Source organism: Rhodobium gokarnense (assembly GCF_025961475.1).
Lineage (GTDB): Bacteria > Pseudomonadota > Alphaproteobacteria > Rhizobiales > Rhodobiaceae > Rhodobium > Rhodobium gokarnense.
Genome location: NZ_JAOQNS010000019.1, coordinates 44,840 through 59,677 on the forward strand (window position 1 = coordinate 44,840; position 14,838 = coordinate 59,677).

Here is a 14,838-nt window from a genome sequence, read left to right on the forward strand (position 1 = left end):
GATCAGAGGGTGCGCAGGAGTATGAGAAATGCAGGAAGGCGAGACCTTTGACTTCCTCGTCGTCGGCGCCGGCAGCGCCGGCTCGGTCCTGGCAAGCCGCCTGACGGAAGACGGCACGACGACCGTCGGCGTCATCGAGTTCGGCGGCACCGACGCCGGGCCGCTGATCCAGATGCCGGCAGCATTGTCCTATCCCATGAACCTGCCGTTCTACGACTGGGGGTTCCAGACCGAGCCGGAGCCCCATCTCGGCGGCCGCCGCCTCGTCTGCCCGCGCGGCAAGGTGATCGGCGGCTCGTCCTCCATCAACGGCATGGTCTATGTGCGCGGCCACGCCCGCGACTTCGACACCTGGGAGGAGATGGGCGCGACCGGCTGGGGCTTCCGCAACGTCCTGCCCTATTTCAAGCGCGCCGAGACGAGCCATGGCGGCGAGGACGGCTGGCGCGGCACCGACGGCCCGCTGCACGTCACCAGAGGTCCCCTCGACAATCCGCTCCACCACGCCTTCATGGAGGCCGGCGAGGAGGCCGGCTACGGATTGACCGAGGACTACAACGGCAGCCGCCAGGAAGGCTTCGGCCGGATGGAGATGACCATCTGGAAGGGCCGGCGCTGGTCGGCCGCCAACGCCTATCTGAAGCCGGCGCTCGGCCGCAAGAACCTGTCCCTGATGACCCGCACCTTCGCCCACCGCATTGTCTTTGAGGAGGGCCGCGCCGTCGGCGTCGAAGTGGAGAATGGCGGCGGCCGCCGCATCATCCGCGCAAGGCGCGAGGTGATCCTGGCAGCAAGCGCCATCAACTCGCCGCGACTCCTGATGCTCTCAGGCATCGGCGACGGCGAGCACTTGCAGGCGCACGGCATTACGACCCGCGCCCACCGGCCGGGCGTCGGCCAGAACCTGCAGGACCACCTGGAACTCTACCTGCAGATGACCTGCCTCAAGCCGGTCTCGCTCTATTCCAAGCTCAACTGGTTCTCCAAGGCGCTGATCGGCGCGCGCTGGATGTTTGCCGGCGACGGCATCGGCGCCAGCAACCAGTTCGAATCCTGCGCCTTCGTGCGTTCCGCCGCCGGCGTCGACTATCCCGACATCCAGTACCATTTCCTGCCGGTGGCGATCCGCTATGACGGCAAGCTGCCGGCCAAGTCGCACGGCTTCCAGGCCCATGTCGGGCCGATGCGCTCCAAGAGCCGGGGCCGCGTCGCGCTCACCGGCCCGACGCTGAAGGACCCGCCCTCGATCCTCTTCAACTACATGTCCCACGAGGATGACTGGGCCGACTTCCGCACCTGCATCCGCCTGACCCGCGAGATCTTCGAGCAGCCGGCCTTTGCGCCCTATCGCGGCGAGGAGCTATCGCCGGGCGCCGACAAGACCTCGAACGAGGACCTCGACGCCTACATTTCCGAGGCCGTGGAGAGCGCCTACCACCCCTGCGGCACCTGCCGCATGGGCGATGCCGACGACAAATGGAGCGTGGTCGATCCGGAGTGCCGGGTCGTCGGCGTCGACGGGCTTCGGGTGATCGATTCCTCGATCTTCCCGCAGATCACCAACGGCAACCTCAACGGCCCGACCATCATGGTCGGTGAGAAGGGCGCCGACCTTGTGCTCGGCCGAACGCCGCTCGCCGCCGCCAATGTGGAGCCCTGGATCAACCCGGACTGGGCCGTCGCCCAGCGCTGAGGCTTTCCTTCGCCGCTGCTTGCGGGCACTCTCTGGGACAACGCTGCCGCGAAGGCAGCGATGAACGGGGAGACGTCCGCAAATGGAAGAAAACGACGCGCCGGAGGTGCGTGACGGGGAGGGACCGCCCAGTACCGGCCTGATGGTCCTGTTGGTGGCCGCGGAATTCCTCGTCTCGGCCGCCGGCCTCGTGGTGGAGATCGTCGCCGGGCGCATGCTCGCTCCTTACGTCGGCATGTCGCTCTATTCCTGGACGGCGGTGATCGCCGTCGTGCTCGCGGGCCTCACCATCGGCCACTGGGTCGGCGGCCGGCTGGCGGAGCGCGCGGAAAAGGCGATCGCCCTCGGCATCGCAGCGGCGCTAGCCGTTGCCGCGATCTCCACTGCGCTCGCCCTGCCGCTGCTCCAGGCGCTCTCCACCCCGATCCTCGGCAGCGCCGGCACCTCCGTCCTCGGCCTCGTCGTCCTCGCCATGGCGCTCTTCCTGGTGCCGTCCTTCATGGTCGGCGTGCCGGCCCCGGCGCTGACCAAGATCGCCATCGACCGGGCGCCCCACGCCGCGGGCAGAGCGCTCGGGCGCATGTACGCGGCCGGCGCGCTCGGCGCCATCGCTGGCACGCTGCTTGCCGGCTATCTGTTCATCTCCTGGCTCGGCACGGCGCGAACGCTCGCCGTCGTCGCCGCGGTCGATGCCGGCCTTGCCCTCGTCTTCCTCGGCTATGCCGGACGGCGCAGGGGCCGCACCGCGGTCGCCATCCTCGTCGCGGTTGCGCTTTCCGCCGCCGCCGCGGGCCTTGCCAATGCGAAATCGCCCTGCACGGTGGAAAGCGACTACTACTGCATCCGCAGCATCGACATGACAGAGGATGTCGGCGCGCCAGCCCGCCTCATGGTGTTGGACCATCTCGGCCACGGGATTAACGTGCGCGACGATCCCCGGCGCCTCGTCACGCCCTATGTGGCGACCATCGACCATCTCCGGCGCCTGCGCTTCGGGGCGCACCCCGTCTCGGCCTTCTTCATCGGCGGCGGCGCCTACACGCTGCCGCGCGCCTGGACGGCAGGCGAAAACCCCGATCTCGTCACGGTCGCGGAGATCGATCCGGCGGTGACGGAGATCGCGGTGCGCGACTTCTGGCTCGATCCCCAGAAGATGGACATCCACCACCGCGACGCCCGCCGGGTCCTCAAGAACAGCGGCGGCGACTTCGACATTATCGTCGGCGACGCCTTCACCGATATCGCGGTCCCGCCCCATCTGGTGACGAAGGAGTTCTTTGCCCTGGTCGCGGAGAAACTCAGCGACGATGGCGTTTATGCAATGAACCTCGTCGACCGCATGGAGCGTTTAGACGCCCTCGCCGCCGTCTACCGGACACTTCTAGAAATATTTCCCGTCGTCGAAGTCTGGGTCGAGGCGGAGGATTTTTCAGCGCAAGGCCGCACCACCTTCGTGCTCCTCGCCGCAAAGACGCCGACGGACACCCCGCGCGTCGTCGAGCCTGACACCGGTCGCATCTTCGCCCGCATCCCGCCCGATCGTGTCGCCCGCCTCGTCGCCGGGCGCGATCCCCCGGTGCTGACCGACGACTACGCCCCCATCGACCGGCTGATGGGCGCGCTGTCGTGGTGAGGGCTCGAAGGACGAAAGGTGGAGGGGCTTGATCGGACCGAACAGATAGGGAACAATTGCCCCTCCGTATCAAAGAACGCCCTGAACCCATGGCCCTTGTCCGCACCGCAGACCTTGCTCCCGACGGCCGCCAGTCGGAAACCGCGCTGATGATCCGGCGCGGCGTTGGCCGGCTGTTGCGCGGCCTCGGCTATGCCTATCTGCCGGAGCTGACGCTCGCCTCCGGGCGCCGGGCGGACATGGTCGCCGTCGGCCTCAAGGGCGATATCTGGATCGTGGAGATCAAGTCGTCGCTGGAGGATTTCCGGGCCGATTCCAAATGGCCGGACTACCACTGCCATTGCGACCGGCTGTTCTTCGCCACCCATCCGGGCGTCGATCCGGCGATCTTTCCCGAGGAGGCCGGGCTCATCCTCTCCGACGGCTACGGCGCGGAGATCGTCCGCGACTGCGGCGAGGACCGGCTCGCCGGCGCCACCCGCAAGGCGGTGATGCTGCGCTTTGCCCAGGCGGCCGCGAACCGGCTGCACGAGCTGGCCGATCCGCGCCTTGCCGGCACGGTCACCGAGATCCGCGAAGATTGAAACGCGTTAGCGCGGGGCGCGCTTGGCGAGGATCCGCTGCAGCGTGCGGCGATGCATGTTGAGCCGGCGGGCGGTCTCCGAGACGTTGCGGTCGCAGAGCTCGTAGACCCGCTGGATGTGCTCCCAGCGCACCCGGTCGGCCGACATCGGGTTCTCCGGCGGCGGCGCCTTGTCGTCCGGGTTGCGGGTCAGCGCCGCATAGACGTCGTCGGCATCGGCCGGCTTGGAGAGATAGTCGATGGCGCCCATCTTCACCGCGGTCACGGCAGTCGCGATATTGCCGTAGCCGGTGAGGATGACGGCGCGCGCATCCGGGCGCCGCTCGCGCAGGGTCGAGATCACGTCGAGGCCGTTGCCGTCGCCGAGCCGCATGTCGACCACCGCATAGTCCGGCGGATTGGCGTCGACCTTGCCGATCGCCTCCTGGATCGATTCCGCCGTATCGGTCTCGAAGCCGCGCTTTTCCATCGCCCGCGCAAGCCGGCTGAGAAACGGGCGGTCGTCATCGACGATCAGCAAACGTTTTTCGCCTGTGTTGGCCATCTGGGTTCCGTCGCTCATGGGACCGCCTTCGCTACACACTACTGTTGGAAACTTCGGACATAATGTTCGGTTGATGTTTAGCCGAACTATAGCCCGTCGGGCAAGCTCGCTGCGACGCTTGGTCGGATTGAAAATTCGTCGGGGTCGGCATTGGTATCGTCGCCGCCGCTGAAATCAAGCCGTGCACGCGACCAGGCGATCTCAACCACGGCCCCCGTTTCCGGCGCCGCCCGGTTGCCGATATCGACCTGTGCGCCGGTGCGCTCAAGCAGCGTCTTGGCGATGAAGAGCCCGAGCCCGAGCCCGCCGCCGGAGGAATGGCCCTCTTCGGCCTCGCTGTGCTTGCGGGTGGTGACATAGGGCTCGCCGAGCCGGTCGAGCACGCTCGCGGCAAAGCCGGGGCCGTCGTCGGCAATCGTCACCCGTACCGTGTCGTCGGTCCACTCGGCCGTCAGCACGACCTTTTCTTCCGCGAAATCGGCGGCGTTCTCCACCAGATTGCCGAGCCCGTAAAGCACTGCCGGATTGCGCACGCCGACCGGCTCCTTGCCGACGCCCGACTTGACCACCTCGATGTCGACGCCGAAATCGCGGTTCGGTGCCACCACCTCTTCCAGGATGTGGCTGATCGGCATGCGGTCGAAATGGGTGTCCGGCGCCGCCGACAGCGACGTCAGCTTGGCGAGGATCTCCCGGCAGCGCTCCGCCTGGGATCGGATGAGGGCGATGTCCTCGGCGACCGGACCGCCGTCGGCGAACTCGCCGGCAAGCTCCTTGGAGGTCAGTACGATCGTGCCGAGCGGCGTGCCGAGTTCGTGGGCGGCCGCGGCGGCCAGCCCGTCGAGGGCGGACAGGTGCTGCTCGCGGGCGAGCACCAGTTCGGTGGCGGCAAGCGCATCGGCGAGCTGGCGACCTTCCTCCGCCACCCGGAAGGCATAGACCGCGATGAAGGCAAGGCTGGAGGTCAGCGCCAGGAAGATGCCGAGGACGTAGAGCTGCGGGAACACCAGCCGCTCGCCCGGATACCAGGGCAGCGGCTGCGGAAAGAGCGCGAGCACGCAGCTTGCGCCGACCGCGAGCGCACCGAGAAGCGCGGTGCGCGTCGGCGGCAGCGCCGTCGCCGAGACGGTGACCGGGGCCAGCAGCAACAGCGCGAAGGGATTGGTCAGCCCGCCGGTCAAGAGCAGCAGGCCGGAAAGCTGCAGGATGTCGAAGGACAAAAGCAGCGTCGCGCTTCCCTCCGTCAGCCGCCGGCTCGAGGGATAGCGGATCTTCAGGAAAAGATTGAGCCAGGCGGAAAGTCCGATCAGGCCGAAGCACCACCAGACCGGAAACGGAAATTTCAGCCAGACGGCAACGGCGAGTACGGCAACGCTCTGGCCGGCAACCGCCAGCCAGCGCAGCCGCACCAGCGTATCGAGGCGCACCTTGCGGTGGGCAAAGCTCGGGCCCTGGGACGAGGGCGTTGCGACGGAACCAAACATCTTACCGCGCCATCCGTTCAACTCGAGGTCTCTATGCCCGGCTGGATTCTCCATCGGGCGGGTCCATATAATCGAATGCACAAGGATTTGCTGATATTTCTTTGAAGATTCGGCCGCGCAGAGCAAACGCGGCCGCTGTTTTTGGGAGGTCTCGTTGGACCAGTCCATCGATCAGCCGGCGATTTCCGTCACCGGCCTTGCCAAGAGCTATGACGCCGTGAACGCCGTCGGGCCCGTCGATTTTTCCATCGAAAAGGGCACCATCGTCGGCCTCCTCGGCGGCAACGGCGCCGGCAAGACGACGACGATCGCGATGATCCTCGGCCTGGTGCTGCCGACCGCGGGATCGATCCGCGTCCTCGGCCACGACATGCTGACCGACCGCCACCGGGTGCTGCACCGGATCAACTTCGAAAGCCCCTATGTGGACATGCCGATGCGCCTCACCGTGCGCCAGAACCTCACCGTCTTCGCCGGCCTTTACGGCGTCGGCGACGCCAAGGGCCGGGTTGCGGAACTGGCCGAGAGCCTCGACCTGACGGAGTTCCTCGACCGCCCCTCCGGCAAGCTTTCCGCCGGCCAGAAGACCCGCGTCAGCCTCGCCAAGGCGCTGATCAACCGCCCGGAACTCCTGCTCCTCGACGAGCCGACCGCTTCCCTCGATCCCGACACGGCCGACTGGATCCGCGGCACCCTCGACCGCTACCGCCGCGAGCGGAACGCCACCATCCTGCTCGCCTCCCACAACATGCCGGAGGTTGAGCGGCTCTGCGACGACGTCATCATGATGAAGGGCGGCAAAATCGTCGACCGCGGCGCGCCGAAGGCGCTGATCTCCCGTTACGGCCGTTCCAACCTGGAGGACGTCTTCCTCGACGTCGCCCGCGGTCGCGGCCACGCCGCCAGCCTTCAGGAGGCGTCCGCATGACAACCGACGCGGGCACTCCGGATACGGGCCCCATCGACCTCACCTACAAGGCGTTTTCGCCGGCCCGCACCTTCGCCATGGTGCGTCGCTACTGGTACCTGCTGCGCTCCTCCTGGCCGCGCACGGTGGAGCTCGTCTACTGGCCGACCGTGCAGATGCTGATGTGGGGCTTCCTGCAGACCTACCTGAACCAGCATTCCGGCTTTTTCGCCAAGACCGGCGGTACGCTGATCGGCGCCGTCCTCCTGTGGGACATCCTGTTCCGTGGCCAGCTTGGCTTTTCCATCTCCTTCCTGGAGGAGATGTGGGCCCGCAACATGGGCAACCTGATGATGAGCCCCTTGCGGCCGATGGAGTTCATCGCCGCCCTGATGACCATGAGCGTCATCCGCCTGACCATCGGCATGGTGCCGGTGACGCTGCTCGCCATCGGCTTTTTCGGCTTCAATATCTGGGGGCTGGGGCTGGCGCTCGCCGCCTTCTTCGCCAATCTCATCCTCACCTCCTGGTCGATCGGCATCGTCGTCAGCGGCCTCGTCCTGCGCAACGGCCTCGGCGCGGAAAGCCTTGCCTGGACGGTGATGTTCCTGCTGCTGCCGCTGTCCTGCGTCTACTATCCGGTCGAGACCCTGCCGGACTGGCTGCAATGGATCGCGCTCGCCCTGCCGCCGACCTATGTCTTTGAGGGCATGCGGGCGATCCTGATCGACAACGTCTTCCGCGGCGACCTGATGCTGATAGCCTTCGGGCTCAACCTCGTGCTGTTCGCGGTCGCCGTCTTCACCTTCTTCCGCCTCTTCGACAGCGCCCGAAAGGTCGGCTCGTTGCTGCAGCTCGGCGAGTAGAGACCCCGTTTTTTCGTCCCTCTGGCCGGATTCGGAAAACCTGTGACCGCCGTCACAGGCCTTGGAACCGTTTCCCGCCACCTTGGTTCCTGAGGACGCCGGCGATGCCGTCGGCGCGGACCGAGACGGAGAGGGAAATGTACGGTCTGACGAAGAAACCAGCCGCTGCGACACTGTTAGCCGCGATCATCGCAACCATTGCCGCCTCCACCATCGTGCTGCCGGCGGCTGCCGCAAGCCCGGTGCCGCGGGTCAAGCCGCCCGCGCCGGCGGTGACGCGCACGGCCGGCGAGGCGCCGAAATCGGACAAGCTGCGGCTCACCATCCGCACGGCCCACGGCACCAAGACCATCATCGACAACGGCAACGGCACCAAGACGATCATCCTGAGGTCGAAGGACGGCCAGCTCATCCGCGCCTACAGCGAAAAGAAGGGCGGCTCCTTCAAGATGAACTCCCTGACGAGCGGCTCCGGCGCGCGCAAGGTCGGCAAGGCCTCCCCGGCGCCTGGCTACATTCTCGTCAAGGCGAAACGCTGATGCGCATCCGGTGCGGCAACGGGGCCATGTGCCGCACCGGTGTGACACCATGGTTAATGTGACAAAAACGCCACAAATCCGGGCGGGATGCCGGAATTCCGGGGATATCGTCCGGTCCATTGCCGAGCGATCGATTGGGAATCCGCACGTTGTGCGCTATCCTCTGGACAATGACGCTGCAATGCAGAACAGTTACTGCAATGCAGCATGTGCAGAGGAGCTTCTCCCGTGCCCTATTACCATCTCTACGAGATGCACCACGCGGCCATGAGCCCGATGCGCGCGGCCTGCGACCTGACCCGGCTTTATTTCAACAACCCGCTCAATCCGCTGACCCACACCCCGCTTGGCCGCAAGATCTCGGCCAGTTGCGAGGTGTTCGAGCGCGCGACGCGGCGCTACGGCAAGCCGGAATTCGGCTTGCCGGAGACCGTCGTCGGCGGCGAGCGGGTCAAGGTCCGCGAGCAGGTCGTCTGGGAAAAGCCGTTCTGCCGGCTCCTGCATTTCGAGCGCCAGATCCCGACCCTGCGCCATCCGGTGCCCAAGCTCCTGATCGTTGCGCCGATGTCCGGCCACTACGCCACGCTCCTGCGCGGCACGGTCGAGGCGATGCTGCCGCGCCACGACGTCTACATCACCGACTGGGTCGATGCCCGCATGGTGCCGCTGGCCGAGGGCAAGTTCGATCTCGACGACTATGTCGACTACATCATCGAGATGCTGCAGACGCTTGGCAGCGATACCCATGTGGTCGCCGTCTGCCAGCCCTCGGTGCCGGTGCTTGCCGCCGTTGCCGTCATGGACGAGGCCGGCGATCCTTACGCACCGTGCTCCATGACGCTGATGGGCGGCCCGATCGACACCCGCGTCAACCCGACCGCGGTCAACGAGCTCGCCAAGTCGCGCGACATGGACTGGTTCCGCCGCAACGTCATCATGAAAGTGCCGATGCCCCATCCCGGCGCCTGGCGCGACGTCTATCCGGGCTTCCTGCAGCTTTCCGGCTTCATGAGCATGAATCTCGACCGGCACCTGTCGGCCCAGCACGACTTCTACAACCACCTCATTGAAGGCGACGGCGATTCGGCCGAAAAGCACCGCGACTTCTATGACGAGTACCTCGCCGTCATGGACCTCACCGCGGAGTTCTACCTGCAGACCGTGGAGACGGTCTTCGTCACCCATGCCCTGCCGAAGGGCGAGATGATGCACCACGGCAAGCGGGTCGACACCACCAAGATCCGCAACGTCGCGCTTTTGACCGTTGAGGGCGAGAAGGACGACATCTCCGGCGTCGGCCAGACCCACGCTGCCCACCGCATCTGCCCGAACATTCCGGCGGAGATGCGCGCCCACTACGTCCAGCCCAAGGTCGGCCACTACGGCGTCTTCAACGGCTCGCGCTTCCGCTCCGAGATTGCGCCGCGCATCTCCGATTTCATCATCACCCATTCGGTCGGCCACCGGGCCGTGCGCGCCCGGCGCGTCGCGGCGGAAGGCCCGGCGGTTGCCAACACCCTGCCGCCGACGGAAATGATGCCGAGGCCGGAACCGGCCGATCTGGTCGCCAAGGAAGCGGCAAGGAAAGCCGCGGTCAAGGCCGCCGCCCGGGCCGCCGCCGGCCCCAAGGCCGAAGAGGCCAAGGCCGAGGCCGCGAAGGCGCGTCCCGACAGCCCGGCCGACGATCTGAAGAAGATCAGCGGCGTCGGCCCGAAGATCGAAAAGCTGCTCAACGAGGCCGGCATCTTCCATTTCTGGCAGATCGCGGAACTTTCCGCCGACCAGCTTGCCGAGCTTGAGGAGCGGCTCGCCTTTTCCGGCCGCGCCACCCGCGACGACTGGGTCGGCCAGGCAAAGGGGTTGATCGAGAGCTGATCGCGCTCGGCTGGCAGCCGCTTTGCGGCGCACTTGAAAACGGCGCCAATCGTCCCCACGTCGCAGGAAGCGGCGTCCGACGCCCCCCTCTTGGGGGCCGGGCGCATTTTCGGCAGCCGACGGTTTTTTCTTTGCCGCTGCGGCGCCGGGGTTGGGATGAAATGAGCAGCACTTCGATAATCAGACCTGCCTGGACGCCGGCGATGATCGCCCTGATGGTCGTCGGCTTCGTCGTCTTCTGGCCGCTCGGCCTTGCCGTTCTCGCCTACATCATCTGGGGTGAGCGCTGGCAGGAGGCGCGCGAGGCCCGCCGCATGGGCAAGGCGCCCGGCGGCTTTTGCGGTCGCCGCCGCGACCGGTCGCGCGATTCGGCGCCCGACTTCGAGGCAGCGCGCCGCGAGGCGGCCGATGCCGATCCCGTCATGGCCGATCCCTATTATCGCGACGACGTGCCGTCCGGCTTCAACGCCGCCTCGGCCTCCGACGCGGCGTTCGAGGAATACCTGCGCGGCTTGCGCGCCGAAGCGGCCAACGAGGCTGAGGAGCGCGAGGCGTTCCACGACTATATGGACGACCTCCGCCGCGACGGCCGCTCGGCGCCGGGCGACCGGCATCCCCGATAGCCCGCTTTGCCGCGGGACGGAAAACGAGGCGGTATCGCGCGTGATGCCGCCTCTCGCTTTTTGGTGATGGCTCTTTCCCGAAAAAGGGTGCCGAACCTGCCCGGCATCTGGGATCATGCGGGCGGTTTCCGATTCGCCGACGACAGATGACGTTCTTCAAAAAACCGCGCCGCGCCAGAGCCCTGCCGAAGGAGGAGCATTTCCTCCTGACCATCGATGGCGCCGACATCCGCGTCCGTCTGCGCCGCGACGCGCGCGCCCGCCGCTTCACCCTGCGCCTGCCGGCAAGCGGCGGCGATCCCGTCGTCACCCTGCCGGCCGACGGCTGCTCCCGCGCGGCCAGGAATTTTGCCGAGCGCGAGCGCCATTGGCTTGCCGGCAGGCTGAAGCGCCGGCCGGACAGTGTTGCCTTCGAGGAAGGCGCGCTGGTGCCCCTGCGCGGCGTCGAGCATCGCATCATCTCCGGCGGCAGATCCCGCGGCACGGTCCGCCGCGAGGAGGGCGACGCCGAACCCCGCCTCGTCGTCTTCGGCGCCCCGGAGCATCTTTCCCGCCGGCTCACCGACTGGCTGAAGCGTGAGGCCCGCGCCGACATCGAGGCGGCCGTCGCTGCCCATGCCGCAAGGCTGCAGGTGACGCCTGGCCGCGTCACCTTGCGCGACACCACCACCCGCTGGGGCTCGTGCTCGTCCTCCGGCGCGCTCTCCTTTTCCTGGCGCCTGGTGCTCGCCCCGCCCGAGGTGCTCGATTATGTCGCCGCCCACGAGGTCGCGCATTTGAAGGAAATGAACCACTCGCCGCGCTTCTGGCGCCATGTGGAGACGCTCTGCCCCGGCATGGAAGAACCCCGCGCCTGGCTGCGCAGCAACGGCCCGCGCCTGCATTCCTATGGCGCCGGCGGCTGAGGGAAACCGGCCCCGGCGGAACTCCTCGGAATGGCGCACAAAAGAGCTTTTATTGCGCGCACCGGGCGGGCATGATCCGCCCCATGACCGACGATTCCAGCACCGCAAAGCCCATCGGCCCCGGCGACCACGTCTTCCTGGTCGACGGTTCCTCCTACATCTTCCGCGCCTACCACGCCCTGCCGCCGCTGACCCGCAAGTCCGACGGCCTGCCGGTCGGCGCCGTCTCCGGCTTCTGCAACATGCTGTGGAAGCTGCTGCGTGAGGGCCTGACCCCGGAAAAAGGCGACGAGCCGACCCACTTCGCGGTCATCTTCGATGCCTCGGGAAAATCGTTCCGCAACGACATCTACGACCAGTACAAGGCCCACCGGCCCGAGCCGCCGGAGGATCTGCGGCCCCAGTTCGGCCTCATCCGCCAGGCCGTCCACGCCTTCAACGTCGCCTGCGTGGAAATGCTCGGCTTTGAAGCCGACGACCTCATCGCCACCTACGCAAAAAGAGCCCGCGAGGCCGGCGCCAAGGTGACCATCATCGCCTCCGACAAAGACCTGATGCAGCTCGTCGGCGGCGACGTCGACATGTTCGACACCATGAAGAACAAGCGCATCGGTCCGGACGAGGTGGTGGAGAAATTCGGCGTTCCGCCGGAAAAGGTCGTCGACGTCCAGGCGCTTGCCGGCGATTCCGTCGACAACATCCCCGGCGTTCCCGGCATCGGCGTGAAGACGGCGGCCCAGCTCATCGAAGAGTTCGGCGACGTGGAAACGCTGCTTCAGAACGCTGAGACCATCAAGCAGAAGAAGCGCCGGGAAAACCTCATCGAATTCGCCGAGCAGGCGCGCATTTCCCGAAAGCTGGTGGAACTCGACCAGAACGTGCCGGTGGAAGAGGGCCTCGACGATTTCGCCGTCACCGCCGTTGACGGCGCCAAGCTGGTCGCCTTCCTGAAGGCGCTGGAGTTCTCAACGCTCACCCGCCGCGTCGCCGAGGCGACGGAGGTCGAAGGCGCCGAGGTCGAAGCGACCGAGATCGTCGTCAAGGGCTGGGAATCGGCCGCGGAAGCTGCCCCAGGTGAGGACGGTGCCGCATCCGCACCCTCCGGTGGCTTGTCAACCGGCGGAAAATCCGACTTTACGCCAAAGGCACTGTCCGAAGAGCGGATTGACCGCATTGCGTCCCTGAAGACCGACACTTCCGCCTACGAGGTCGTCCGGGAAGAGGCGGCGCTTCAGTCCTGGGTCGACGACGCCACGGAGCAGGGCTTCGTCGCCGTCGACACCGAGACGACATCCCTCGATCCGATGGTCGCCGACCTCGTCGGCGTCTCGCTGGCGCTCGCCCCCGGCCGCGCCTGCTACGTGCCCCTGCAGCACAAGGCCGGCAATGGCGATCTCCTCGGCGGCGGCCTCGTCGAGGGCCAGATCCCGGTGCAAAAGGCGCTGGAGATCCTGAAGCCGATGCTTGAGGACCCGGCGATCCTGAAGATCGCCCAGAACATGAAATACGACTGGCTGGTGCTCGCCCGCCACGGCGCCACGACCGTCTCCTACGACGACACCATGCTGATCTCCTATGCGCTGGACGCCGGCAAGGGCGGCCACGGCATGGACGAGTTGTCGAAGCGCTGGCTGGGCCACGAGCCGATCCCCTACAAGGAGGTCGCGGGCTCCGGCAAGAACGCCGTCACCTTCGACATGGTCGAGATCGAGCGCGCCGCCGCCTACGCCGCCGAGGACGCCGACGTCACGCTGCGCCTCTGGATGCTCCTGAAACCGCGGCTCGTCGCCGAACGCGGCACGACCGTCTACGAGACCCTGGAGCGCCCGCTGGTGCCGGTGCTCGCCCGCATGGAGCGGCGCGGCGTTGCCGTCGACCGGCAGATGCTGTCGCGGCTTTCCGGCGATTTCGCCCAAGGCATGGCGGCGCTGGAGGCGGAGATCCACGAGCTTGCCGGCGAGACCTTCAACATCGCCAGCCCCAAGCAGCTCGGCGAGATCCTGTTCGACAAGATGAGCCTTGCCGGCGGCAAGAAGACCAAGACCGGCGCCTGGGGCACCGGGGCCGGCGTCCTTGAGGAACTGGCCGCGCAAGGCCACGACCTGCCCCAGCGCGTGCTCGACTGGCGCCAGCTCTCCAAGCTGAAGTCGACCTACACCGACGCGCTGCCGGGCTACATCAACGCCGAGACGAACCGCGTCCACACCTCGTATTCGCTCGCCTCGACCACCACAGGCCGGCTGTCCTCCTCGGAGCCGAACCTTCAGAACATCCCGGTCCGGACCGAAGAGGGCCGCAAGATCCGCTGCGCCTTCGTCGCGGAAAAGGGCATGAAGCTGGTCTCGGCCGACTACAGCCAGATCGAGCTGCGCGTCCTCGCCCATATGGCAGAGATCCCGCAGCTCACGAAGGCCTTCGAGGACGGCCTCGACATCCATGCGATGACGGCGAGCGAGATGTTCGGCGTGCCGATCGAAGGCATGGAGCCGTCCGTGCGCCGGCGCGCCAAGGCGATCAATTTCGGCATCATCTACGGCATCTCCGCCTTCGGGCTGGCGGCCCAGCTCGGCATCCCGCGCGGCGAGGCCAAGGACTATATCGACAAATACTTCGAGCGCTTCCCCGGCATCCGCGACTACATGGAAGAGACCAAGAAATTCGCCCGCGCCAACGGCTATGTGGAGACCGTCTTCGGCCGCCGCGCGCACTATCCGGAAATCAACACCAAGAACCCGAACATGCGCGCCTTCCAGGAGAGGGCGGCGATCAACGCCCCGATCCAGGGCTCCGCCGCCGACATCATCCGCCGCGCCATGCTGCGCATGGAAGAGGCGCTGAGGCATTCCGACCTCGGCGCCGAAATGCTCCTGCAGGTGCACGACGAACTGATCTTCGAGGTGCCCGAGGGCGAGGTCGACAAGACCATCCCCGTCATCACCGAGATCATGGAAAAGGCCGCCCTGCCGGCCGTGCAACTGAAGGTGCCGCTCCAGGTAGACGCCCGCGCCGCGGATAATTGGAACGAGGCACACTGAGGGGCGGATGGTTCTTCGCCGCCCACTTCGACGCTGACATTCGCGCCGTGCCGGCAGCCCCTGGATTGCTTCGCTGCGCTCGCAATTGTGCAAGTTCACGAATTCGGTGATGGGTTTTCGGTTTTCTTTTGATCGGCGAAGGCCTTTGGGG

Annotated in this window: 12 protein-coding genes; 10 read left to right on the top strand and 2 right to left on the bottom strand. The window is 66.7% G+C overall.

Annotated elements, in window-relative coordinates:
* Positions 1-28 precede the first annotated feature (28 nt).
* The 3 genes from betA (at position 29) to M2319_RS22485 (ending at position 3,910) form a co-directional block, all read left to right on the top strand.
* Positions 29-1,693: a choline dehydrogenase gene (gene betA, locus M2319_RS22475; RefSeq protein ID WP_264603720.1), complete on the top strand. Its 1,665-nt coding sequence runs from the start codon at positions 29-31 to the stop codon at positions 1,691-1,693.
* 82 nt (positions 1,694-1,775) lie between these two features.
* Positions 1,776-3,326, top strand: a complete 1,551-nt coding sequence (locus tag M2319_RS22480; RefSeq protein ID WP_264603721.1) for a fused MFS/spermidine synthase — start codon at positions 1,776-1,778, stop codon at positions 3,324-3,326.
* Positions 3,327-3,415: 89 nt separating this feature from the next.
* Positions 3,416-3,910 (top strand): MmcB family DNA repair protein, encoded by a 495-nt coding sequence (locus tag M2319_RS22485; protein ID WP_264603722.1) that lies wholly within the window; start codon positions 3,416-3,418, stop codon positions 3,908-3,910.
* A 6-nt stretch (positions 3,911-3,916) separates the two neighbouring features.
* Here the strand turns inward: M2319_RS22485 and M2319_RS22490 are convergent, their stop codons facing one another.
* Positions 3,917-4,471 (bottom strand): ActR/PrrA/RegA family redox response regulator transcription factor, encoded by a 555-nt coding sequence (locus M2319_RS22490; protein WP_264603723.1) that lies wholly within the window; start codon positions 4,469-4,471, stop codon positions 3,917-3,919.
* A 68-nt stretch (positions 4,472-4,539) separates the two neighbouring features.
* Positions 4,540-5,937, bottom strand: coding sequence for an ActS/PrrB/RegB family redox-sensitive histidine kinase (locus M2319_RS22495; RefSeq protein ID WP_264603724.1), 1,398 nt, complete (start codon positions 5,935-5,937; stop codon positions 4,540-4,542).
* A 154-nt stretch (positions 5,938-6,091) separates the two neighbouring features.
* Here M2319_RS22495 and M2319_RS22500 point away from each other — a divergent pair, with 154 nt between their 5' ends.
* From M2319_RS22500 to polA, 7 genes are all read left to right on the top strand, one after another.
* Positions 6,092-6,865, top strand: coding sequence for an ABC transporter ATP-binding protein (locus tag M2319_RS22500; protein ID WP_406682263.1), 774 nt, complete (start codon positions 6,092-6,094; stop codon positions 6,863-6,865).
* A gap of 77 nt (positions 6,866-6,942) precedes the next feature.
* Positions 6,943-7,710: an ABC transporter permease gene (locus tag M2319_RS22505; RefSeq protein WP_264603731.1), complete on the top strand. Its 768-nt coding sequence runs from the start codon at positions 6,943-6,945 to the stop codon at positions 7,708-7,710.
* 137 nt (positions 7,711-7,847) lie between these two features.
* Complete coding sequence (locus M2319_RS22510; protein ID WP_264603725.1) at positions 7,848-8,249, top strand: hypothetical protein; 402 nt, start codon at positions 7,848-7,850, stop codon at positions 8,247-8,249.
* A 267-nt stretch (positions 8,250-8,516) separates the two neighbouring features.
* Entirely contained in the window at positions 8,517-10,124 is a 1,608-nt protein-coding gene (gene phaZ, locus M2319_RS22515; protein WP_406682265.1) for a polyhydroxyalkanoate depolymerase, read from the top strand.
* 203 nt (positions 10,125-10,327) lie between these two features.
* Positions 10,328-10,747 carry a DUF2852 domain-containing protein gene (locus M2319_RS22520; RefSeq protein ID WP_264603727.1) on the top strand — a complete coding sequence of 140 codons (420 nt, stop codon included), beginning with the start codon at positions 10,328-10,330 and terminating at the stop codon, positions 10,745-10,747.
* A gap of 146 nt (positions 10,748-10,893) precedes the next feature.
* Entirely contained in the window at positions 10,894-11,652 is a 759-nt protein-coding gene (locus M2319_RS22525) for a M48 family metallopeptidase (RefSeq protein ID WP_264603728.1), read from the top strand.
* Positions 11,653-11,735: 83 nt separating this feature from the next.
* Entirely contained in the window at positions 11,736-14,687 is a 2,952-nt protein-coding gene (gene polA / locus M2319_RS22530; RefSeq protein ID WP_264603729.1) for a DNA polymerase I, read from the top strand.
* Positions 14,688-14,838 lie beyond the last annotated feature (151 nt).